This window comes from Acinetobacter psychrotolerans, from assembly GCF_048552595.1.
Classification (GTDB): Bacteria; Pseudomonadota; Gammaproteobacteria; order Pseudomonadales; family Moraxellaceae; genus Acinetobacter.
The window spans coordinates 46,092-68,215 of the sequence record NZ_JBIMDK010000014.1 but is presented as its reverse complement, the minus strand read 5'-3'; the positions used below and the strand labels follow the sequence as shown (position 1 = coordinate 68,215).

Genomic DNA, 22,124 nt, shown 5'->3' with positions numbered 1-22,124 from the left:
CGGGAATGAAATATACGTTAACCCGTGCGAATCCAGAAGCTGATCAATATCCACTTCAAGAGCGTCAAATCGTTACAGATCCGCTTGAAGATGAAGTGAATAAAAATGTATTCATGACTCGTTTAGAGGACGTGGCACATACAGCTGTAAACTGGGGGCGTAAAAATTCTTTATGGCCTTTTAACTTTGGTACTTCATGCTGCTACGTGGAATATGCAACCACGTTAACAGGTGTACATGATTTATCACGTTTTGGTGCAGAAGTTATCCGTGCTTCACCACGTCAAGCTGACTTGATGATTATTGCAGGCACTTGCTTTGTCAAAATGGCGCCCGTTATTCAACGTTTGTATGAACAAATGCTTGAACCTAAATGGGTCATTTCAATGGGTGCTTGTGCAAACTCTGGTGGCATGTACGACATTTATTCTGTCGTGCAAGGTGTGGATAAAATTATTCCTGTAGACGTGTACGTTCCAGGTTGTCCACCACGCCCAGAAGCATTGATTCAAGCATTAATGTTGTTGCAAGACCAAATTCAATTAGAACGTCGTCCGCTTTCAGCGGTAATCGGTGATGATCTTAAGCCCGTGTATAAGCCAAAGATGATGCCAGAACGCGACCGTAAGAACGCTGAACGTATTGCAGTGAAAAACTTACGTTCTATGGATGAAATTGAGTAATTTTTTCTGATGCACGTTTGACATATCAATAGGGTATGGTCATTAGGAAATTTGACAGAATTTGTATTAAATAGGAAGCCAAGCCAATGGCTGAAACTGAAATTGCTATGCCAGAATCAACACCTGTTGACTCCCGCCCAGCATTTGCGATCGTAGAAGATCTCAAAGCCAAATTTGGCGAGAACTTTTACGTGCAATCGACCTTTGAAGACTTTCCAACGGTCTGGGTTGAGCGCGCACGAGTACAAGATGTACTTATGTACTTACGTACAGTAGCACGTCCTTATGTGATGTTGTTTGACTTATCTGCGGTAGACGAACGTTTACGTACGCACCGTGAGGATTTACCTGCATCTGACTTCACAGTGTTTTATCACTTACTTTCGTTAGAACGTAATAGTGATATTCGTATTAAAGTTGCGCTGAGTGAGAATGATGTCAATCTTCCAACAGCAACCAACATTTGGCCGAATGCCAATTGGTACGAGCGTGAAGCTTACGATATGTTTGGCATTAACTTCGAAGGACATCCAATGCTCCGTCGTATTTTGTTGCCAACGTATTGGGAAGGTCACCCACTTCGTAAAGAATATTCTGCACGTGCGACTGAATACACGCCGTATATGCAAGACAAAGCAAAACAAGATTTCGAACAAGAACATCTTCGTTTTGTGCCAGAAGATTGGGGTCTGACTCGTGGTAATGACGATGAAGATTTCATGTTTTTGAACTTAGGTCCTAACCATCCATCTGCTCACGGTGCATTCCGTGTGATCTTGCAGCTTGATGGTGAAGAAGTGAAAGACTGTGTTCCTGATATCGGTTATCACCACCGTGGTGTGGAAAAGATGGCTGAGCGTCAAACATGGCATTCATTCATTCCTTATACCGACCGTGTTGACTACTTAGGTGGTTGTGCGCAAAACATGCCTTATGTGATGGGTGTGGAGCAAATGGCGGGAATTACTGTTCCTGACCGTGCACAATGTATCCGTGTGATGATGTCGGAATTATTCCGTATCAATAACCACTTGTTGTATTTAGGAACTGCAATTCAGGATGCCGGTGGTATGACCCCAGTATTCTATATGTTTGCTGACCGTCAAAAAATCTATGATGCGATTGAAGCGATCACAGGTTTTCGTATGCATCCAGCATGGTTCCGTATTGGTGGTACTGCGCACGATCTTCCAAATAACTGGCAGAAACTGATTCGAGAAATTCTCGATTGGTTACCAAAGCGTTTGAAGGAATACCACACTGCTGCGCTGAGAAACTCAGTGTTTATTGGTCGTACCCGTAATGTCGCTCAATACGATGCAAAATCAGCATTGGCTTGGGGTGTAACAGGTACAGGCTTGCGTGCAACAGGTATCGATTTTGATGTACGTAAATACCGTCCATACAGTGGCTATGAAAATTACGATTTTGAAGTGCCTGTAGAGTACGAAGGCGATGCATATGCTCGTGTAATCGTTCACTACCGTGAAATCGAAGAATCATTAAAAATCGTGAAACAGTGTTTAGATAACATGCCTTCTGGTGCTTATAAGGCGGATCATCCGCTGGCAGTTCCACCACCAAAAGACAAGACTTTACAAGATATTGAAACTTTGATCACGCACTTCTTGAGCGTGTCATGGGGTCCTGTAATGCCTGCTGGTGAAGCTTCAGTAATGGCGGAAGTGGTAAAAGGTGCATCGAACTACTACTTGACTTCTGATAAGTCAACGATGAGTTATCGTACCCGTATTCGTACACCAACCTTCACTCACTTGCAGCAAATGCCTTCCGTGATTAACGGCAGTCTTGTATCTGACTTGATCATTTATTTAGCGACGATTGATGTCGTTATGGCTGACGTGGATCGCTAGAGGAAAAGCACTATGATGATTTTGACTGATAAAAAGCCTCGTGTGAATGTAGAAGGGATTTTGACTGCGGATGAAATTCACGATATCGAACATCACATGGGACATTATCCGTACCCACGCGCAGCATCTTTAGATGCTTTAAAATGCGTACAACGCCGTAATGGCTGGGTGGATGATGCACAGCTACATGCAATTGCTCAACTTTTGACAATTACTGTTGCTGATCTTGAAGGTGTTGCAACTTTCTATAACCGTATTTATCGCCAACCTGTTGGTCGTCATGTAATTTTACTATGTGACTCAATTGCTTGCTTTTTGATGGGCGCTGAAACTTTAGCAGAAGCTTTCCAACGTGAATTGGGTATCCAATTTGGTCAAACAACCGCTGATGGTCGTTTCACTTTATTGCCAATCTGTTGTTTAGGTAACTGTGACAAAGGTCCTACCTTGATGATTGATGAAGATACACATGGTTTAGTTGAAGTGACTTCTGTGAAACAGTTATTGGAGAAGTATGTATGAATACCGAACCAAAACCAATTTATGGCGAAGGTAATCCAGAAACTCATCCATTAACATGGCGTTTAAGCAAACAAGAATTTGTACATAGTGCAGATGATTATGAAGCGCTTGAAGGTTATGCTGGCTTTAAAAAAGCCCTTGAGCTAAAACCGGCTGAAGTGCTTGATGTGATTAAAGCAGCGACTGTAAAAGGTCGTGGTGGTGCAGGTTTCCCAGCAGGGATTAAATGGTCATTGATGGCACCAAATGATGGTGGTCCACGTTACCTGATCTGTAATGCTGATGAAATGGAGCCAGGTACATTCAAAGACCGTTTGTTGATGGAAAAACTTCCACATCAATTGATAGAAGGGATGTTAATTGCAGGTTATACCCTTGAAGCAACGCATGGTTATATCTTCATTCGTGGTGAGTATATCGAAGCTGCGGGCTACTTAAGTGAAGCTTTAGAGCAAATTCGTGCCAAAGGTTACTTGGGTGAGAACATCCTTGGGACTGGTTGGAACTTCGATATGCATGTGCATACAGGTGCAGGTCGTTATATTTGTGGTGAAGAAACTGCATTGATTAACTCTCTTGAAGGTCGCCGTGCCAATCCTCGTACTAAACCACCATTTCCACAAGTTGCAGGGGCTTGGGGTCGTCCTACGATTGTCAATAACGTAGAGACCTTTAATAACCTACCTGCAATTATATTGCGTGGTCCAGAATGGTATATCAACCTCTCTGCGGGTAAGTCTAAAGATCCGGGTACTAAAATTTATGGTGCTTCTGGTAAGGTGAAATTCCCTGGTTTATGGGAACTTCCATTTGGTACAACTGCACGTGAAGTGATTGAAGACTATGCTGGCGGTATGCGCGATGGTCTTAAACTGAAAGCATGGTTACCCGGTGGTGCATCTACAGACTTCTTGGCAGCTGAACACATTGATCTTCCTATGGATGCAGAAAGCATCATGAAAGCAGGTTCACGTTTAGGTACGTGTCTGTTGATGGTGGTTGATGAAACGCAATGTATGGTTTCGGCGACACGTAACTTAGAGGAATTCTTTGCACGTGAGTCATGCGGTTTCTGTACGCCTTGTCGTGATGGTTTACCTTGGGCGGTTAAAGCGCTTAAAGCAATTGAAAATGGTGAAGGGAAGATGGAAGACATTCAACATCTTCAAGAACTTACTCGTAAATTGTGGATTGGTAAAACGTTCTGTGCTCACGCACCAGGAGCGATGGAACCACTTATGGGCGCACTCAAATATTTCCGTAGCGAGTTTGAAGCAAAAGTGACAGATCGTCCTGCTGCTCAAGCAAGCCACGTAGAACAAGCTTAAGGAATTCGACTATGGCTACAATTCATGTCGATGGAAAATCGTATGAAGTTAATGGCTCGGAAAACTTGCTACAAGCATGTTTGAGTCTTGGCATCGACATCCCATATTTTTGTTGGCATCCATCTTTAGGTTCTGTCGGTTCTTGCCGTCAATGTGCTGTGACTCAATATGCGAACGCGGAAGATACGCGTGGTCGTTTAGTGATGTCATGTATGACACCTGCATCAGACAATACCTTTATTTCGATTGAAGACAAAGAAGCAAAAGATTTCCGTGAATCTATCGTGGAATTCTTAATGACCAACCATCCACATGACTGTCCAGTCTGTGAAGAGGGTGGTCATTGTCATCTACAAGATATGACTGTGATGACTCAGCACGATCGCCGTCGTTATCGTTTTACTAAACGTACCCATCATAACCAAGAACTTGGTTCATTCATTTCGCATGAAATGAACCGTTGTATCGCGTGTTATCGTTGTGTTCGTTATTACAACGATTATGCAGGTGGTACTGACTTTGGTGTCTATGCCAATGCCTCTCGTGTTTACTTCGGTCGCCCAGAATCAGGTACTTTAGAATCTGAATTCTCTGGTAACTTAACAGAAGTTTGCCCGACAGGTGTATTTACCGATAAAACACATTCGGCACGTTATAACCGTAAATGGGACATGCAGTATGCGCCAAGCGTATGCCAAGGCTGTTCTTCGGGTTGTAATATCTCCCCGGGTGAGCGTTATGGTGAATTACGTCGTGTAGAAAACCGTTTCAATGGTGAAGTAAACCAATATTTCCTTTGCGACAAAGGTCGTTTCGGTACGGGCTATGTGAACCGTGAAGATCGTCCACGTCAACCACAGTTCCGTAATGGTGCTGAAGTGACAACTGTTTCAGTGGATACGGCTTTAGACGTAGTGATTGAAAATGTTCAAGGCAAAAAAGTTTTGGGTATTGGCTCGCCACGTGCATCACTTGAATCAAACTACGCACTGCGTGAGTTAGTTGGACAGGAAAACTATTCAACAGGTCTATCGCAAAAAGAACAAAGCTTGGCTGAACTTGCTGCTTCAATTATGCAAACCGAAGGTATTTATAACCCAGGTATGCGTGAAGTTGAAAGTTATGATGCTGTATTGATTTTAGGTGAAGACTTAACTCAAACTGCACCACGTATGGCTTTGTCTGTACGTCAAGCTGCGAAAAATAAAGCCAAACAAATGGCTGCAGAACGTCGTACTCAAGAGTGGTTAGCTGAACCTTTGTTGCGTATTGCACAAGATGCTAAATCTCCAATTTACATTTTAGCTGCAACGCAAACACGTTTAGCTGATATTGCAGAGGGTGAAGTGGTTGCTTCTCCAAACGATATCGCGCGTTTAGGTTTTGCAATTGCTGCTGGTGTGAAAGGTGAAACCATTCTTGGTTTAGATGATGATGCAAAAGCATTTGCACAAACTATTGCAGATACTTTAAAAGCGGCTAAAAAGCCATTGATTATCTCTGGTACAAGCTTACAAGACGCTGCAATCATGGAAGCTGCTGCACAAGTTGCGCAGAATCTAGGTGGAAATGCTGGCTTAACATTGACTGTCCCAGAAGTGAACTCAATGGGCTTAGCATTGTTCGGTGGTTTAAGCTTAGAACAAGCATTTGCTCAAGATTATGACTCTATTGTTATTATAGAAAATGATTTGTTCCGCCGTTTACCTGCTGCACAAGTGCATGCTGCATTTGATAAAGCACAAAGCGTGATTGTTTTAGATCATTCGGAAACTGAAACTGTAAAAGCTGCCGATGTTGTATTGTCTGCTGCGAGCTTCGCAGAAGGCGATGGTACAGTGGTTAGTCAAGAAGGTCGTGCACAACGCTTCTATCAAGTATATGACCCAAGCTATTACAAACCAGAACTTGCGATTAAAGAATCTTGGCGCTGGTTACATGCCATTGAAACTGGTGTGAAAGGTAAAGCGATCTCGTGGACATTGCTTGACGACGTTATTGAAAGCGTTGTGAATAATGTTCCTGCACTTGAAGCAATTCAAGATGTTGCGCCGAATGCTGGTTATCGTGTACACGGTTTAAAAATTGCTCGTGAACCACGTCGCTACTCTGGTCGTACCGCAATTCGTGCACCATTAAATGTACATGAACCTAAACAACCTGTGGATAAAGATTCAGCATTAACATTCTCTATGGAAGGTTATGTGGGGAATCAAACACCATCTCCTTTAGTCCCATTTGCATGGGCTCCAGGTTGGAATTCACCACAATCTTGGAACAAATATCAAGATGAAGTGGGTGGACATTTGAAAGGTGGTGACTCAGGTATCCGGTTATTTGATCGTTTAGCAAAACGTCCTACACGTAGCTATGTTGCACCAATAGCAGTTGTCGCAAATCCTGAAAGCTTCCGTTTAGTACCAATGCACCATATTTTTGCTTCAGGTGAATTCACAGCAAAAACACCTGCGATGGAATCACGTATTCCTACAGCAGCGTTTGCAGTGAGTGAATTAGATGCAACACGTTTGAATGTTAAAGATGGTCAGCAAATCACTGTGAAAGCAGGTGAAACGATGATCAGCCTTCCAGTGCAAGTGATTGAATATTTACCTACGGGTTATATTGGATATCCAGTTGGACAAGCGCCGACGGTTTCTCTTGCTGAACCTGTATCTGTGGCGGTAGGAGTGTAATTCATGAACGAAACTTTACGCGCCCTCCCAACATGGGCACAGGATTGGCCAATTGCGTATAGCGTGATTCAAGCGATCGTCATTTTGTTAGTCGTGGTACTCATGGCTGCATTAATGTCTTTTATAGAACGTCGCTTACTTGCTTTATGGCAAGACCGTTATGGTCCAAACCGTGTTGGTCCAGGTGGTATATTCCAGATCGTTGCAGACATGCTGAAAATCATGTTCAAAGAAGACTGGACACCAAAATTCGTTGACAAGCTTACGTTCCGTTTAGCTCCTGGGGTTGCTATGGCAACTGCAGTACTGTCTTTCATGGTCATTCCTGTTTCACCGTATTTAGGTGTTGCAGATATGAGCATCGGTCTATTGTTCTTTATGGCAATGGCTGGTATCGCTGTTTATGCGGTATTGTTCGGTGGCTGGGCTTCAAATAACAAATACGCATTACTCGGTGGTTTACGTTCTGCAGCTCAAACGATTTCTTATGAAGTATTTTTAGGGATTTCGTTAATGGGTGTAGTAGCGATTGCAGGTTCATTTAACTTGCGTGACATCGTTGAGGCACAACGTGATGTATGGTTTGTTATTCCACAGTTTATTGGTTTCATGATCTTCGTGGTCGCTGGCGTGGCGGTGACTCACCGTCATCCATTTGACCAACCAGAAGCTGAGCAAGAGCTTGCTGAAGGTTACCATGTTGAATATGGTGGTATGAAATGGGGGATGTTCTTCGTCGCTGAATACGTGAACATTATCTTAATTTCAGCATTGATCGTGACTTTATTCTTTGGTGGTTGGTTAGCGCCATTTAACTTAGACATTCCATTCATTCCAGATGCTTTCTGGTTCATTGTAAAAACAGCATTCTTTATGATGATGTTTATCTTGGCCCGTGGTGCGTTAATGCGTCCTCGTTATGACCAAGTAATGAACTTTGGTTGGAAAGTGTGTTTACCACTGGCATTGGTTAACCTTTTGGTTACTGGTGCTGTGATTCTGATGAATCAAGCCTAGGACAGCAGGGAGTACAAAATGTATAAAATTCTAGCTGGAGTAGGATCAATCGTTCGTTCGTTGTGGATGGTGTTCAGCCATGTCACACGTAAGCGTGACACGATTTTATATCCTGAAGTTCCAGCCGAACAAATCGTACCTCCGCGCTATCGTGGTCGTATCGTATTAACACGTGATCCAGATGGCGAAGAGCGCTGTGTTGCGTGTAACTTATGTGCTGTTGCATGTCCTGTTGGCTGTATTTCATTGCAGAAAGCTGAAAAAGAAGATGGACGTTGGTATCCAGAATTTTTCCGCATTAACTTTTCACGCTGCATTTTTTGCGGTATGTGTGAAGAAGCATGTCCTACAACTGCAATCCAGTTAACACCTGACTTTGAGTTAGGTGAATATGTACGTCAAGATCTTGTTTATGAGAAAGAAAACTTACTCATTTCTGGACCTGGTAAATATCCTGATTACAACTTCTATCGTGTAACTGGTATGACCATTGACGGTAAAGAAAAAGGTCAAGCGCAACGTGAAAGCGCACCTGTAGATGTACGGAGCTTATTACCATGATGTGGCCATTTTATTTAATGGCACTCGTGGCCATTGTTTCTACAATTCGTGTGGTAACTAACGCGAATCCAGTACATGCTTTACTTAGTTTGATCGTTTCATTACTTGCTGTTGCAGGCATTTTCTTGACGATTGGTGCACCATTTGCCGCAGCCTTAGAAATTATTGTCTATGCTGGTGCGATCATGGTGTTATTTGTATTCGTGGTGATGATGTTGAACCTTGGTCAGCATACTGTAGACCAAGAACGCAAATGGTTGACTTCAGATGCTTGGGCTTTTCCAGCGCTGATGAGCTTTTTAATAGGCTTATGTCTAGTGTGGGGCTTAGGTTCAGATTACACGACTTCGAATGCTGTTATAGGTGCTCAAACTGTTGGTCCTAAAGTGGTCGGTCAAGCACTCTTTACCCAATATCTATTATTGGTTGAAGTTGCTGCAATGTTATTACTTGCAGCATTGGTTGCAGCATTCCACTTAGGCAAACGTGAACCTAGTGCAGAAGGGGATAAAGAATAATGGGCAACATTCCTTTAGAACATGGTTTGATCGTTGCAACTATCCTTTTCGCATTGGGTTTTTACGGTGTGATGGTACGTCGCAACATATTATTTATGTTAATGAGTCTTGAGATCATGATGAATGCAGCAGCGCTTGCATTCGTTGTGGCAGGAAGTGCATGGGCGCAACCTGATGGTCAAATTATGTTTATTTTGATCCTTACTCTTGCTGCGGCAGAGGCGTGTATCGGTCTTGCGATCGTCCTTCAGTTCTATCATCGCTTCCATCATTTGGATGTAGATGCTGCTAGTGAGATGCGCGGATGAGTTATTTATTTCTAACAATTTTATTCCCGCTCCTTGGTTTTATCCTTTTAGCAGCGGGACGTAATAAACTTCCTGAAAATGTTGCAGCTATTATTGGTGCAGGTTCAGTGGGTTTATCTGCATTATTTGCATTGATCGCGGGTATCGCGTTCACAAATAGTGGTGAAACCGTTTATGTTCAGCATTTATGGACTTGGTTTAATGTGGGTGGTTTTGCACCAGGCGTAAACTTACATCTAGATGGTTTGTCACTGTTGATGATGGGTATGGTGACTGGTGTAGGTTTCCTTATTCATATCTTTGCAACATGGTATATGCGTGGTGAAGAAGATTTCGCCCGCTTCTTCTCTTATTTCAATCTGTTTATTGCAAGCATGCTCATCCTCGTTTTGGGTGACAACTTAGCCTTGTTATTCTTAGGTTGGGAAGGTGTTGGTCTATGTTCTTACTTATTGATTGGTTATTACTACCAAAATCCTGCAAACGGTTTTGCTGCAATCAAAGCATTTACTGTAACGCGTGTGGGTGATGTTTTCTTACTAATAGCAATGTTCTTGTTGTTTCAGCAATTTGGAACGCTGCACATTGCTACAATCGTAGAAACCGCACCACAAGTTTTATCACTCGATCATAATCTTGCGCTGTGGACATCGTTAATGTTGTTCTTGGGTGCTGCGGGTAAATCTGCACAAATTCCATTACAAACATGGTTAGCAGATGCGATGGCTGGTCCTACGCCAGTATCTGCATTGATCCATGCTGCAACAATGGTAACGGCAGGTGTTTACTTGTGTAGCCGCTTGTTCTCTGTATTTGAAATGACGCCTGAAGTGATGCAATTCATTTCGATCACAGGTGCAGTAACATTATTGGTTGCAGGTTTTGCAGCATTGGTACAAACCGACATCAAACGTATTCTTGCTTACTCTACAATGAGTCAGTTGGGCTATATGTTTATGGCTGTGGGTGCAGAAGCATACCAAGCAGGCTTATTCCATATGCTTGCTCACGCATTCTTTAAAGCATTATTGTTCCTTTCTTCTGGTGCAGTCATTCTTGCGTATCACCATGAACAAAATATCTTTAAGATGGGTGGCTTGTTCTACAAAAACAAATTCTTATTTGCTTGTTTCGCCATCGGTGGCGGTGCATTGGCTGCAATTCCATTCCTTACGATTGGCTTCTTCTCTAAAGATGCAATCTTAGGTGCGTTATGGGTTCAAGGTCACCAAACTGCAGCAATGTATGGTTGGTTGTACTGGGTTGGTGTAGCAGGTGCATTCTTAACGTCTATTTATACATTCCGTTTAATTTGGGTTGTATTCTTTGGCAAAGAAAATACGCCGTATCATGAAATTAAAGGTGCAACATATTGGGCTCCTTTAGGTATCTTGGCAGTACTTTCAACAGGTTTAGCATATTTCATTAAAACACCTGTAGAAAAAGCGCTGACTGTTGCGAACATTCCTGTATTCAATATTTCTACTGAAGAATTGGTACATGGTATGCATTCTGCTGAATATACAGCAGTAGGTATTGCGTTAGCAGGTTTAGTCGTGGGTGTTGTGCTATTTGCTTTTGCATATAAAGCTGTGAAAAATTTTGCTGCAACTTCTTTTGGTGCAGGTCTGACCAATATTTGCCGTAATGCATTTGGTTTTGACGCGTTATACAACCTTGTATTCGTTCAGCCATATTTGCTTATTACGAAAATTTTGGGTCGTGATCCAATTGATGGCTTATGGCTTGTTTTACCTGCCATTGTGAAAGGTGGAAATAAATTTACAAGTGCCCGTCAAACAGGTTCATTACGTGAATATGCATCAAGTATGTCACTCGGTGTAGTGGTGTTGCTGATGATCTTGATCGTGATTCAGGTAGTGGGGAAATAAGATGGAAATCACAAACAATTGGATTTTACCCGCACTGATTCTTGTACCTTTTATTGCAGGTTTTACGTGCTGGTTAGTCGATAAAATTGATCAACATTTGCCGCGTTATATTGCTTTAGTTGGGATGCTCCTAACTTTAGTATTGACCATTGTATTATGGAAACAAGGCGGATTTACGTATGAGTTAGGTGCGAAAGCACCGACTTGGACAGCAGAATTTTATTTACCTTGGATTAAGACCCTTGGTATTAATATTCATTTGGCTGTAGATGGTCTTTCACTTCTTATGGTGGGCTTGACTGCATTACTGGGTGTACTTGCAGTTGGCTGTTCATGGGGTGAGATTCAAAAGAACGTTGGCTTCTTCCATTTAAACCTTTTATGGTCTTTGGGTGGGGTTATTGGTGTTTTCCTTGCAATTGATATGTTCTTATTCTTCTTCTTCTGGGAGATGATGCTGGTACCTATTTATTTCTTGATTGCACTTTGGGGACATACTGGCGCAGATGGTAAATCTCGTGTCTATGCTGCAACCAAATTCTTTATCTATACGCAAGTTGCTGGTTTAATCATGCTCATTGGTATTCTAGGCTTAGTGGTCTATGGATACATGATGACAGGTATGATCGGCTTCGATTATAACTACCTACTTGCAGTTGCGAATACACTTGATGCTCAAGCACCTCATATTGCTTATGCGTTGATGATCTGCTTCTTTATTGGTTTTGCAGTGAAACTTCCTGTATTCCCATTACACGGTTGGTTACCAGATGCGCATGCTCAAGCACCTACAGCAGGTTCTGTAGACTTAGCAGGTATTTTGATTAAGACTGCTGCATACGGCTTATTGCGTTTTGTTATTCCATTCTTCCCAGCAGCTTCTGCACAATTTGCAGATATTGCGATTATTCTCGGTTTAATTGGTATTTTCTACGGTGCGGTCCTCGCTTTCCAACAAACCGATATGAAACGTTTACTTGCATACACATCAATTTCGCACATGGGCTTTATTTTACTTGCACTTTATGCAGGTAATATTCTGACATTCCAAGGCTTAATGATCATGATGTTAGCGCATGGCTTATCATCTGCTGCATTATTCATTATGTGTGGTCAAGTATATGAGCGTTTACATACGCGTGATTTACGTTTGATGGGTGGTATTCGTGGTCAGTTCCAATACTTACCATTCTTCTTAATGTTCTTTGTTGCTGCATTGGTGGGTATTCCTGGACTAGGTAACTTTATTGGTGAATTCCTGATTTTGATGGGATCATTTGGTAAATACCCTACATTTACCATCATTGCTGCAATTAGCTTGGTGTTTGCTGGTGTTTATGGTTTGATTCTGATCCATAAAGCTTTATTTGGTACACCAAATGAAGATCAGAAGTCACATTATGAAAGTCCATTAAAAGACTTAAATGTACGCGAAACTACAATTCTGCTTATCTGTGCTTTAGGCTTAGTTTGGTTGGGTGTGTACCCACAAACGTTCTTGGATATTTCAAATTCAAGTATGGCTTGGTTAGCAAATAGCTATATTCCAGTTCAAGAAATTGTCGATGCTACTCAACAAGTGGTTTCACAACAAAATGTGGAGATCCAATAGTCATGAACTTCACAATGTCATTTTCGGATCTCATGCCTTTGGCTCCAGTAATGATCGTAGCGTTAACTGCGATTGTTGTGATGATCTTAACTGCGGTAAAACGTAATCATAATTTGATTGCGACAGCTTCGGTTGTTGGTTTAAATCTTGCTGCTATTAATCTTTTATTTATGATGTTTGGTGGCTCTTTTGCGCCATCGAATGTGATGAATATGTTTATGGTTGATCCATTCGCATTATTCTATCAACTCATGATTATTATTGCTTCATTGGCTTGTTGTACGCTGTCTCATGCGTATATCGAAAAGTATAATGATAATCGCGAAGAACTATATATCTTAATGTTGATCTCTGTTGCAGGGGCAATGTTAATGGTGACAAGTTCACATTACGCATCATTCTTTATTAGCTTAGAGTTAATGTCGATTCCTGTTTATGGCTTATTGGCATATACACACCAACGTTCGCAATCATTAGAAGCGGGTATTAAATATTTAGTACTTTCTGCGACTGCATCTGCAATGTTGTTGATGGGTATGGCTTATATCTACGCTTATACAGGTTCGTTGGCATTCTACGAATCATTCCAAGCATTGATAGAAGCAATTAAACAGCCGATGGTTATTTTAGGTTTAGGTCTGATAGTTTTTGCGATTGGTTTTAAACTTTCACTTGCACCATTCCATAAATGGACACCCGATGTTTACCAAGGTGCGCCTGCGCCAATCGCAACATTCCTTGCGACTGTAGCGAAGGTTGCAACCATTGGTTTACTGGTTCGTTTTATCCTGACTTCAGGTGCAATTCTTGTTCCTTCAATCGTTACGATCATTACTGTGATTGCAGTATTGTCTATTGTTGTGGGTAACTTGCTTGCAGTACGTCAAGTGAACTTGAAACGTATCTTAGGTTATTCATCTATTGCACATTTCGGTTATTTATTAATTGCATTGGTGAGTATGACTTATGCAAGCTTAGGTAGCGTAAGTGTTTATGTGGTGACTTATACATTAACCACGATCGGTGCTTTTGGTGCTGTTGCGTTAATGTCTAGCCCATATAACAATGTAGATGAAGCTGAATCTCTTGCAGATTACCGTGGTCTGTTCTGGCGTCGTCCAGTGCTCACTGCAACGTTGACTGTGATGATGTTATCGCTTGCGGGCATTCCATTAACAGCAGGCTTCATTGGTAAGTTTATGGTGGTTATGGCTGCTGTAACGGCTCAGCATTGGTTCTTGGCTGCAATGATTGTTGTGGGTAGTGGTATCGGTTTGTATTACTACTTACGTGTGATGGTTGTAATGTATATGACCCCACCTGAAACGCCACGTATCGATGCAGTCGATCATTGGGGACAAAAAGTCGGTGGGATGATGGTACTCGGCGCTGCTGCATTGGTACTTTTAATTGGTGTCTATCCAGATCCAATTATCACCTTTGCATTAAAGTCTGAAATTTTATCACCTTTACACTTTTTAATGACTCAACAGCACTAATCGTAAGAAATTATCGTTGTTAACAAAAAAAGCCTCCAATCATTGGGGGCTTTTATTATTTCTTATATGAAATAGATTTATAATACTTGAAATATACTTTTGTCTTTTTAGGTGTTCTCCCGTGTCTATTCAAGAAATTCGTCATCCGCTTATTCGTCATAAATTAGGTTTATTACGTCGTGCTGAGATTAGTACTAAGAATTTCCGTGAACTTGCTCAAGAAGTAACCATGCTTTTAACCTATGAAGCAACTAAAGATTTACCAATGTGTGAACATGAAGTTGATGGTTGGAATGGGAAAGTTACAGTAGACAGAATTGCAGGTAAAAAAATTACGGTAGTACCGATTCTACGTGCAGGGATTGGCATGTTAGATGGATTTTTAAACTTAATTCCAAGTGCAAAAGTTTCTGTACTTGGATTAGAACGTGATGAAGAAACACTGGAAGCTCGCACTTATTATAAAAAATTAGTTCCAGATGTTCAAAACCGCTTAGCAATGATTATCGATCCAATGCTTGCAACCGGCGCTTCTTTAGTTGCTGCGATTGACGTATTAAAAGCCAGTGGTTGTAAAGATATTCGTGTCATGGTTTTAGTTGCAGCACCTGAAGGAATTAAACGTGTTGAGCAGGCTCACCCTGATGTCATTATATTTACAGCATCGATTGACCAAGGTTTAAACTCAAGCGGTTATATCGTTCCTGGCTTAGGCGATGCTGGAGATAAAATCTTTGGTAGTGTGCAAAAAGATTAAAATTTAGTATGATTAAAGGAGGCTATAGAGAGCCTCCTTTTTTTATATCTATGATTAAAAGAGAAAAAAAATGTTTCGAAAGGGGATTGTGACATTTTTTGATGAAAGTTCGGGTAAGGGGCATATTGTATTATCAACTGATCATCAACAAGTTGTTTTTAAATTAGAAGATTTTTCAAATCAATCTGTTCTTCCTCAAATTGGGGAGCGGATTAAATGTGTTATTTTGCAGCAACACGGTGAACACTTAGCAAAATTTATAGTCCGTTTAGATCATAAAAATTATGTGGCTAGCCAAAAAAATGCATTATCTAGGGCTCATTTTTATGAAGATGGTACAGATGATAGTGTCCGTAATATTCGCAAAATTCTTAAAAAAAGAAGAGCTTCATCTGATATTGCTGTTTTGGAAGATGGACAAGCCAATGCTATAGATCATTTAGAGCAAGATTCACAGACAGATTCACAAGAAGATAAGCAAGCTATTGCTGAAGACGTTACGGTTTCTGAACATTTGCCAATATCTACAGCTTTAGCAATTGTTCCGATTGAAACTGATACTGATGATAGCGTTGTTCAAGATATCTCTATAGAAGAAGCAGTTATTCAAGATTCAGTGATTGAAGAAATCGTTATTCAAGAAGCGGCTATTCAACAAGAACCCATTCGAAAAGCAGCGATTCTAGAAGAGAGTATTCAAGACATCCATTCAATTGATGATGAAAAGCTGTTTGATCAAACTCCGCAAGAAAATTTAATTGAATCTGAAGATATTATTGATGATACAGATGCAATTCAGGACATTATTGTTGATCATGAAGAAATAGTTATTCCATATATATATGAAGTTAATTCAACGGAAGCGATTAATGATGCTATTCCAGACGTTGATGTCGTACAGCATATTGCTTCCATAAATGTGAATGATGAAACCTTAGCCTCGATTCAAGCGAATGAAGAGGATGTGGGGCAACAGGCGACCTCGACAAATGACACTAACATCCTTAACTCAATAGCTGAAACAGAATCAATTATTGTTGAAGAAATGACTCAGCCTGTGGAATCACCACATCATATTGTCGCTGTGGATATTACAACGATTGAAGATTATGCACTTGTTGTTGAGCCTTCAGCGATAAATTTAACGGAATCTAAAGAGATTGCCTCTCAACAAATATTTGCGGAAGCTGTTGAAGCTGTTGAAGCTGTTGAAGCTGTTGAAGCTGTTGAAGCTGTTGAAGCTGTTGAAGCTGTTGAAGCTGTTGATGCTGTTGAACTAATTCCTGAAACGAATTTAATTCAGCAGGAAAATGAAGTTCATAAAGTTGAATTAATTAAAAATATTGCAACTGTAAATATTCATAAAGAAGATACTCAGATTCAAAGTAATCTTGAATTAGAACATTCGCAGCACATTGACGTTTCAATGTTATTTGAAAAAAATAAATCTGAATCAGGTTTAGTTGAATCAAGTGAAGATCAGGAAAAAAATAAATCTCTTCTGGATGATGTGGCGGAGGAACGTGATGTAGATGAAGTTGAAAGTATCGACTCTTCTATAAATCATCGTAATCAACAAATACTTGAAAAGAATATGAACTTAAATATTTTGCAAAGATGTATGCAAAGTATTCGAGTAAAATTTTTATATTCAAAGCGCAAGCAGCCAAAAATTAAGAAAGAGACAGATAAAAAGTTTAGTTTTAATCCTTGGATTATAGTGACCATTGGAATTTTATTGTTTGGGGTTAATTTTATATTTTATGCAATTGATCGATATCAACAATATCAAAGTAATAATTTAATTAAACTTCAACAATATAAAAAAGTGCAACATGACGAAATTAAACGTCAGAAAAAAGAGGCTCAATCTAAGTGAAATTTAAGCAATTGAATGAATTCATTGAGAAAAGAGATTCTCTCGTTAAATGGAATGGATGAGGTTATATAACGGTTCAACTCATCATTTAATCAAAGTTTTTGATATTCATAAAGAGAAAATGAATGCTTTATTTGGGGAAAGTGGTCGAATATAACGCCGAGATGGGCTATGGTTATCTATCGGTTCATGCTTCGGATAAGCATGTGCGGTTTTATGCAATTGATTTTCCAAAGGAAGGTGGGCAACCTAAAAAAGGTGAGAAGATCAAATATATTGCTTTAGAGCAAAATGGGGTTATAAAAGCCAGTCAAATTATTCGCTTAGATGTGGCAATGAGTGAAGAACTCAAGCAGAAAAAAGCCAATGTGAGCAAGCAAAAAAATATTCTTAAAAAAAGTAAAAATGATCGAAACCCATTTAGTTTTATTTCTATCGCTATTTTGGTGATATTTTCAGGCTTGGTTTATTTGGGTATTTCTGCTTGGAGTCAGTATAAAAATTATCAGAATGAGCAACAAAGCAAATTTGTACTGTTGGAACAACAACATAAACAAGCGGTTGAACAGCAACGAAAAGAGATTGGTTATGTAAAGCCCATCATGTTTAGTGATAAATCTAAAAATGCACTGAATGAAACATCTAAAAATATTGAATCAGAGCTGAAGTTAGTAAAGGTTGAAAATAATCAATTGGAACATACCGCATCAACATCACAACACACAGTGAAAAATAAAGAAAATACTTCGAAAGTACAATTTAAGTGTGATGGGCGTACGCACTGTAGCCAAATGAGATCATTGGAAGAAGCAGTATTTTTTATCAAAAATTGCCCGAATACCAAAATGGATGGAAATAATGATGGAGTTCCATGTGAACGACAATTTAAAACAAGGAATACATTCAAAAGCTAAAATTATGAAAGCTTGATAAAAATGTGACGCGATGTTTGCTTATTCAATTCAGAACAAGGATATAATACGGAAATTGTGTAAAGTTATGAGGAATGTTGATGAAACCTGAATTTCAACAAGGTAAAGTAAAGCAGTATGATGCAGATAAAGGCTTTGGCTTTATCGCTGGGTTTGACGGAGATATATTCTTTCATATTTCAGATTTTCCCTTAGCGGACGGTGAGCCTAAGCGAAATGAAATCGTAAAATTTTTAGTGGTAGAAAATGGTGATAAATTTAAAGCTGTGCAAATAGCACGAGTAGAGGATAAATCTGCAAAAGCTAAAAAGGCAAAAATAGCTGAACATAATAAATCGATAACTACCTCTTTATTATCAAATTTTAAGAAATAATCGACCAGCAATTTTTATTATTCAATTATTTGGATAAATAAAATTGATTTTTGATTAAAAAAAGCGCCATTTGGCGCTTTTTCTAATCTAGTAATGGTTATTCTTCACAAAATTTCATAAAGGCTTTCAAACCAGGTCCTTGATATTTCTGACGATGTACAAGCATAAATAATGGACGAGTCAGTTGCCAAAATGGTGTGTCTAAAATAACCAGTTGCCCTTTATCTAGTAAAGGTTGGATCGCAAGTTTTGAAATACATGACACGCCTAAGCCACCGGCAACAATTTTCAAAATGGCTTCATTGTGTCCTAAAGTTAGGCGAATATTGGCATTGGGCAAATCTTTTAATATTGCATTATCAAATACTTCACGGGTACCTGAACCTTCTTCACGTAGAACCCATTCGATTTGATAAAAATCTTCAGGTCTTAGCGCACGTTTAACATTTGCTAGCTGATGACTTGGCGCACAGCAGATAGCCAATTCATCATCTCGCCAATGAATGCATTGTAGCTGTGGCAAATGGCATGAACCTTCGATTAATGCTAAATCCAGTTGGAACTGGTTCACTGCTTCGATCATCTGGCGGGTATTGCCCACTTGTAATTGCAAATGCGCCTGTGGTTGAGTTTGTAAAAAATCTGCCATGAGATCAGGCATTAAATAATCGCTGATGGTTAGCGTTGCGCCTATTCTTAAATCTATGCTTTGTAATTCACCTTTAGCCGCTTGTTCGAAAGCATCACAACGACCTAAAATTTCGAGTGCTTGGGGGAGTAAGAATCGCCCTAGATCGTTGAGTTGTAATCTTTTTCCTAAACGATCGAAAAGTGGCGCACCCAATCCACTTTCTAAATCTGCTAAAGCCATACTTGCAGCACTTTGAGTGAGACGAACAGCATCACTCGCTTTAGTTACGGTGCCTTCTTGTGCAACTGCTACAAAAACCGCCAATTGGCGTAAAGTCATGCGCATGGGAATATAGCCTTAACATTTAAAAAATATTTATAAAATATACAGTCATGCTACCATGAGGCGTATCTTTCGTGCCACGTAGAAATCATGTCAATTGAAAAATTTAGCGTAGAAACGGTTTTATCTGTACATCGTTGGACCAATACTTTGTTTAGTTTTACCATGACGCGTCCTGCTCATTTTAAATTTACAGCAGGTCAATTTGCACGTATTGGTTTGAAAGTGGCTGATGAGCTTGTTGTACGAGCCTATTCTGTGGTTTCTTCGCCCTTTGATGAGACTTTAGAATTCTTTTCGATTGTTGTACCTGATGGTGCATTTACCTCGAATTTACAACATTTGAAAATAGGCGATGAGCTTTATTTAGAGAAAGTTCCTTATGGTTTTTTAACCTTGGCACGTTATCAGTTACCGCTTCCAAAAGATTTATGGTTATTGGCTACGGGTACAGGATTAGCCCCTTTCATTTCTATGCTACAAGATTTTGAAACTTGGTCTAAATACGAAAAAATCAATTTAGTGTATAGCGTCAGAACGGCATCGGAATTGGCTTATATTGAACGTATTCAGGAAATTGCTGAAACGTTTGGTGAAGGGCACACAGGGTTTAAATTTATCCCTATTATTACCCGAGATCCAAAAGCAACCTTGCATGACCGTTTACCAGCTTTAATTGAAAATGGTGAATTGGAAAAAGTTGCTGGCTTTGAATTTAACCCTAAAACAACGCATGTCATGTTATGTGGAAATCCACAAATGGTCGATGACACAAAAGATGCATTAAAAGCCCGTGGCTTAACTATGAACCGCCGTGGGGAAGGTAATATCGCTGTTGAAAATTATTGGTAGATTATTTATTGTCTAGATGAGTGAATTTTAGGGTGTTTTTAATAAAATATCCTTTAATTTCAAACTCTCTGCACTGAGAGAGAATGATTTAATAAAACGTATTACTCATTGATAAATATGGCATGAATTCAAAAAAATAACCGAAATATATTTAATTTTAAACTGGTGAATCGCTACATCTGTGATTGAAACATTGAATAATTAATGCACAAACATATCCATCGCTTCACGTAGTTCCTGAATTGCAGTATCAATATTGCTTGAGAGCCATGTTGGTTCAAAAAATCCAGCATAATGTTCAATGCGATCTTGCGGCACAATGATACGAATAGGGCAATCTTCTTCTAACAGTCGCCACGGTAAAATTGGCACTTCATTGTCTAAAAAAGCGGCAACATTGCGAATGTCAATAATCATCGCATTGATGCAATCTGGAAGTGGCATCACAGAAAGTTCTTCCGTACGTCTGCGGAAAAACTCTAAATCACCCCATTTTAAAACATAACTAGGCTTATTAAACTCAATGATTCCAATCAAATGCTCATCTCTAGAAGTATGTATGAAGCATTGATGAGTGACATCCGTGTCTAGATCTAAGTTGACACTTTGTCGTTGATACGCCATATCGTTTATAGCCAAAAAATGGGGTACATATTATAGCTCATTTATCTATCAAGTATTGTGCATTGTATAATTTACTTTCGGTTAAAATAATTTACACAATTGAATTAAATAACTTGCTAGTATAAAAATACATCAACAAGATGGAGGTGGAAATTATGCGACACGATTTCAGCAAACCCTCTCATGTGACAAGTGCAGATGAAATAACTCAGAAGAATCGCTTACCTATTTATATGCTTATTCTTGTGGGGTTGTTTCTATTCGCTATACTGGTTTACATGATCGCCAATTGGATTTAACCCAATACAATGATCCAATTATTTTGACAATAATTCTAACGTGATCTCAATCAACTCTAGTTATACTTGATATTACTAGAGTTTTTATATTTTTTATGCGAGAAAAGTATTTACAATACAATTTTATTCGATAAATTAATAAACGATGATTCTGGTGTTTTGTAAGGTTTTTAATGGGGAATATATCGTTAAATTTGCATTAAAATCAATATCTTGTTCACTAGTTTGTATATGAGTGATTTAATTGATAAAGTTAACAATGAAAAATGAATATAAACCGATAAGTGATTCATTCAATAAGGATAAAATTGACCCGAAATAACCTTTAATTCATGAATGAGATCACGCAGGATGTCAGATCGATCTTTTTATTTTATGACTGTTTAAGCTGATAGGAGAAAACCATGTCAAACAAAAGTCCCAATAAATTTATTGCCCCAATTGTTATTGCAGGGATCACGATAGGATTTTTAGCCAGTGCTTATAAGTTTGTTTTTGCGAAACCTAAAAAGCAGCAAGCTAAAAATTTAGTACAAGACGAACAGCAAAAACCAGATGATTTATGATTCTATTCACATAAAAAATTATGGGAATGAAATTACGGTATATAATTTTTTTGTGTAAAACGGATAGACATTAAATTTATGATGAGCTAAGTTTAATTGCTTCAGCTATTTGAAATAAAAATATTTTAATTTAATCAAAATTCATTTAAAAAGGATTTAAAATGAAATTTATGAATTGGCTACAAAAAATACATTTACAAATTATGACTGTAAATCATTCAGATACAGCAGAATCAGAAAAATTAGATCTGATGGATGTCGCAATTCAACGTATTCAGCAAAACCGTCAAATTGCATTGTTTAAAACCGATTATTTGGAATAGATTAGCTTTAAAATAGATTCAAATACAGCGTCTTT

21 protein-coding genes and 1 pseudogene are annotated in these 22,124 nt (G+C 39.3%); 20 read left to right on the top strand and 2 right to left on the bottom strand.

The features are described from left to right. Nucleotides 1-5 precede the first annotated feature (5 nt). The 16 genes from ACG94X_RS12495 to ACG94X_RS12420 all read left to right on the top strand — a co-directional run bounded on the left by ACG94X_RS12495 (nt 6) and on the right by ACG94X_RS12420 (nt 18,452). Nucleotides 6-683 carry a NuoB/complex I 20 kDa subunit family protein gene (locus tag ACG94X_RS12495; protein WP_419384046.1) on the top strand — a complete coding sequence of 226 codons (678 nt, stop codon included), beginning with the start codon at nt 6-8 and terminating at the stop codon, nt 681-683. An 86-nt stretch (nt 684-769) separates the two neighbouring features. After that, nucleotides 770-2,557, top strand: coding sequence for an NADH-quinone oxidoreductase subunit C/D (nuoC, locus tag ACG94X_RS12490; RefSeq protein ID WP_419384045.1), 1,788 nt, complete (start codon nt 770-772; stop codon nt 2,555-2,557). A 12-nt stretch (nt 2,558-2,569) separates the two neighbouring features. Then, nucleotides 2,570-3,079, top strand: coding sequence for an NADH-quinone oxidoreductase subunit NuoE (gene nuoE / locus ACG94X_RS12485; RefSeq protein WP_419384044.1), 510 nt, complete (start codon nt 2,570-2,572; stop codon nt 3,077-3,079). Then, nucleotides 3,076-4,407, top strand: coding sequence for an NADH-quinone oxidoreductase subunit NuoF (gene nuoF, locus ACG94X_RS12480; RefSeq protein WP_419384043.1), 1,332 nt, complete (start codon nt 3,076-3,078; stop codon nt 4,405-4,407). Before nuoE ends, nuoF begins: the two co-directional genes overlap by 4 nt. 11 nt (nt 4,408-4,418) lie before the next feature. Further along, nucleotides 4,419-7,103 (top strand): NADH-quinone oxidoreductase subunit NuoG, encoded by a 2,685-nt coding sequence (gene nuoG / locus ACG94X_RS12475; RefSeq protein WP_419384042.1) that lies wholly within the window; start codon nt 4,419-4,421, stop codon nt 7,101-7,103. 3 nt (nt 7,104-7,106) lie between these two features. Next, complete coding sequence (gene nuoH / locus ACG94X_RS12470; RefSeq protein ID WP_419384041.1) at nt 7,107-8,120, top strand: NADH-quinone oxidoreductase subunit NuoH; 1,014 nt, start codon at nt 7,107-7,109, stop codon at nt 8,118-8,120. An 18-nt stretch (nt 8,121-8,138) separates the two neighbouring features. Continuing rightward, nucleotides 8,139-8,681 (top strand): NADH-quinone oxidoreductase subunit NuoI, encoded by a 543-nt coding sequence (nuoI, locus tag ACG94X_RS12465; protein WP_005030883.1) that lies wholly within the window; start codon nt 8,139-8,141, stop codon nt 8,679-8,681. Further along, on the top strand, nt 8,681-9,199 hold the full coding sequence (gene nuoJ / locus ACG94X_RS12460; protein ID WP_419384071.1) for an NADH-quinone oxidoreductase subunit J: 519 nt from the start codon (nt 8,681-8,683) through the stop codon (nt 9,197-9,199). Before nuoI ends, nuoJ begins: the two co-directional genes overlap by 1 nt. Then, on the top strand, nt 9,199-9,507 hold the full coding sequence (gene nuoK, locus ACG94X_RS12455; protein ID WP_419384040.1) for an NADH-quinone oxidoreductase subunit NuoK: 309 nt from the start codon (nt 9,199-9,201) through the stop codon (nt 9,505-9,507). Before nuoJ ends, nuoK begins: the two co-directional genes overlap by 1 nt. Beyond that, the gene (nuoL, locus tag ACG94X_RS12450; protein ID WP_419384039.1) at nt 9,504-11,399 is read left to right on the top strand and encodes an NADH-quinone oxidoreductase subunit L; all 1,896 of its coding nucleotides are present in this window, start codon (nt 9,504-9,506) and stop codon (nt 11,397-11,399) included. The genes nuoK and nuoL overlap by 4 nt, the downstream gene beginning before the upstream one ends. Before the next feature lie 7 nt (nt 11,400-11,406). Next, nucleotides 11,407-13,011 (top strand): NADH-quinone oxidoreductase subunit M, encoded by a 1,605-nt coding sequence (gene nuoM / locus ACG94X_RS12445; protein WP_419384070.1) that lies wholly within the window; start codon nt 11,407-11,409, stop codon nt 13,009-13,011. 2 nt (nt 13,012-13,013) lie between these two features. After that, nucleotides 13,014-14,510 (top strand): NADH-quinone oxidoreductase subunit NuoN, encoded by a 1,497-nt coding sequence (nuoN, locus tag ACG94X_RS12440; protein WP_419384038.1) that lies wholly within the window; start codon nt 13,014-13,016, stop codon nt 14,508-14,510. Nucleotides 14,511-14,631: 121 nt separating this feature from the next. Then, on the top strand, nt 14,632-15,267 hold the full coding sequence (gene upp, locus ACG94X_RS12435; RefSeq protein WP_419384037.1) for a uracil phosphoribosyltransferase: 636 nt from the start codon (nt 14,632-14,634) through the stop codon (nt 15,265-15,267). 70 nt (nt 15,268-15,337) lie between these two features. Further along, a complete protein-coding gene (locus tag ACG94X_RS12430; RefSeq protein WP_419384036.1) occupies nt 15,338-17,146 on the top strand; it encodes a hypothetical protein in 1,809 nt (602 codons plus the stop codon). A gap of 125 nt (nt 17,147-17,271) precedes the next feature. Then, on the top strand, nt 17,272-18,060 hold the full coding sequence (locus ACG94X_RS12425; RefSeq protein ID WP_419384035.1) for an excalibur calcium-binding domain-containing protein: 789 nt from the start codon (nt 17,272-17,274) through the stop codon (nt 18,058-18,060). Nucleotides 18,061-18,158: 98 nt separating this feature from the next. Continuing rightward, nucleotides 18,159-18,452 (top strand): cold shock domain-containing protein, encoded by a 294-nt coding sequence (locus tag ACG94X_RS12420; RefSeq protein WP_419384034.1) that lies wholly within the window; start codon nt 18,159-18,161, stop codon nt 18,450-18,452. Nucleotides 18,453-18,549: 97 nt separating this feature from the next. Here the strand turns inward: ACG94X_RS12420 and gigC are convergent, their stop codons facing one another. Beyond that, entirely contained in the window at nt 18,550-19,428 is an 879-nt protein-coding gene (gene gigC, locus ACG94X_RS12415) for a LysR family transcriptional regulator GigC (protein WP_419384033.1), read from the bottom strand. Between the two features lie 87 nt (nt 19,429-19,515). Between gigC and ACG94X_RS12410 the strand changes: the two genes are divergently transcribed. After that, on the top strand, nt 19,516-20,277 hold the full coding sequence (locus ACG94X_RS12410) for a ferredoxin--NADP reductase (RefSeq protein ID WP_419384032.1): 762 nt from the start codon (nt 19,516-19,518) through the stop codon (nt 20,275-20,277). Nucleotides 20,278-20,478: 201 nt separating this feature from the next. Here ACG94X_RS12410 and ACG94X_RS12405 read toward each other — a convergent pair whose 3' ends face one another. Continuing rightward, nucleotides 20,479-20,901 carry a hypothetical protein gene (locus ACG94X_RS12405; protein ID WP_419384031.1) on the bottom strand — a complete coding sequence of 141 codons (423 nt, stop codon included), beginning with the start codon at nt 20,899-20,901 and terminating at the stop codon, nt 20,479-20,481. Between the two features lie 155 nt (nt 20,902-21,056). Here ACG94X_RS12405 and ACG94X_RS12400 point away from each other — a divergent pair. From ACG94X_RS12400 to ACG94X_RS12390, 3 genes and pseudogenes are all read left to right on the top strand, one after another. Further along, nucleotides 21,057-21,191, top strand: a pseudogene (locus tag ACG94X_RS12400) (hypothetical protein); the annotation flags it as partial. 413 nt (nt 21,192-21,604) lie between these two features. Further along, nucleotides 21,605-21,766, top strand: a complete 162-nt coding sequence (locus ACG94X_RS12395; RefSeq protein ID WP_419384030.1) for a hypothetical protein — start codon at nt 21,605-21,607, stop codon at nt 21,764-21,766. Nucleotides 21,767-21,927: 161 nt separating this feature from the next. Further along, entirely contained in the window at nt 21,928-22,089 is a 162-nt protein-coding gene (locus tag ACG94X_RS12390; RefSeq protein ID WP_419384029.1) for a hypothetical protein, read from the top strand. The last annotated feature ends 35 nt before the right edge of the window (nt 22,090-22,124 follow it).

Coding starts and splice junctions, on each gene's coding strand:
- ACG94X_RS12495 (WP_419384046.1), top strand. CDS start 6: ATGAAATATACGTTAACCCGTGCGAATCCAGAAGCTGATCAATATCCA.
- nuoC (WP_419384045.1), top strand. CDS start 770: ATGGCTGAAACTGAAATTGCTATGCCAGAATCAACACCTGTTGACTCC.
- nuoE (WP_419384044.1), top strand. CDS start 2,570: ATGATGATTTTGACTGATAAAAAGCCTCGTGTGAATGTAGAAGGGATT.
- nuoF (WP_419384043.1), top strand. CDS start 3,076: ATGAATACCGAACCAAAACCAATTTATGGCGAAGGTAATCCAGAAACT.
- nuoG (WP_419384042.1), top strand. CDS start 4,419: ATGGCTACAATTCATGTCGATGGAAAATCGTATGAAGTTAATGGCTCG.
- nuoH (WP_419384041.1), top strand. CDS start 7,107: ATGAACGAAACTTTACGCGCCCTCCCAACATGGGCACAGGATTGGCCA.
- nuoI (WP_005030883.1), top strand. CDS start 8,139: ATGTATAAAATTCTAGCTGGAGTAGGATCAATCGTTCGTTCGTTGTGG.
- nuoJ (WP_419384071.1), top strand. CDS start 8,681: ATGTGGCCATTTTATTTAATGGCACTCGTGGCCATTGTTTCTACAATT.
- nuoK (WP_419384040.1), top strand. CDS start 9,199: ATGGGCAACATTCCTTTAGAACATGGTTTGATCGTTGCAACTATCCTT.
- nuoL (WP_419384039.1), top strand. CDS start 9,504: ATGAGTTATTTATTTCTAACAATTTTATTCCCGCTCCTTGGTTTTATC.
- nuoN (WP_419384038.1), top strand. CDS start 13,014: ATGAACTTCACAATGTCATTTTCGGATCTCATGCCTTTGGCTCCAGTA.
- ACG94X_RS12430 (WP_419384036.1), top strand. CDS start 15,338: ATGTTTCGAAAGGGGATTGTGACATTTTTTGATGAAAGTTCGGGTAAG.
- ACG94X_RS12425 (WP_419384035.1), top strand. CDS start 17,272: ATGCTTTATTTGGGGAAAGTGGTCGAATATAACGCCGAGATGGGCTAT.
- ACG94X_RS12420 (WP_419384034.1), top strand. CDS start 18,159: ATGAAACCTGAATTTCAACAAGGTAAAGTAAAGCAGTATGATGCAGAT.
- gigC (WP_419384033.1), bottom strand. CDS start 19,428: ATGCGCATGACTTTACGCCAATTGGCGGTTTTTGTAGCAGTTGCACAA.
- ACG94X_RS12410 (WP_419384032.1), top strand. CDS start 19,516: ATGTCAATTGAAAAATTTAGCGTAGAAACGGTTTTATCTGTACATCGT.
- ACG94X_RS12405 (WP_419384031.1), bottom strand. CDS start 20,901: ATGGCGTATCAACGACAAAGTGTCAACTTAGATCTAGACACGGATGTC.
- ACG94X_RS12395 (WP_419384030.1), top strand. CDS start 21,605: ATGTCAAACAAAAGTCCCAATAAATTTATTGCCCCAATTGTTATTGCA.
- ACG94X_RS12390 (WP_419384029.1), top strand. CDS start 21,928: ATGAAATTTATGAATTGGCTACAAAAAATACATTTACAAATTATGACT.